The sequence below is a fragment of the Photorhabdus noenieputensis genome (genome assembly GCF_018448935.1).
Classification (GTDB): Bacteria; Pseudomonadota; Gammaproteobacteria; order Enterobacterales; family Enterobacteriaceae; genus Photorhabdus; species Photorhabdus noenieputensis.
The window spans coordinates 1-252 of record NZ_RCWC01000225.1; the positions used below are offsets into that span (position 1 = coordinate 1).

Annotated in this window: 1 protein-coding gene; it reads left to right on the forward strand. The window is 56.7% G+C overall.

All coding sequences use genetic code 11. From position 1 onward, the window contains the following. Positions 1 to 215: transposase domain-containing protein (locus EAE91_RS24515; protein ID WP_244869037.1), on the forward strand; the 215-nt coding region annotated here is incomplete at its 5' end. Between the last annotated feature and the right edge of the window lie 37 nt (positions 216 to 252).

Here is a 252-nt window from a genome sequence, read left to right on the forward strand (position 1 = left end):
GTTCACTGGCCGCGGGGCAACGGGCGGCCATGATAATGAGCCTGCTGGAAACGGCCAAAGCCAACGGACATGAGCCCTGGGTCTGGTTACGTGATGTCCTCAGTCGGCTGCCTTCCTGGCCGAACAGTAAACGTCCGGTCATCTCACCTTGTTCTTCCTCTCCGGCCCATGCACGCTACTGCTTCCTTATCTTCACCTGGAGACTGACACCATGAGCCGTAGTCGATATACCCCGGAACAAAAACAGCAACA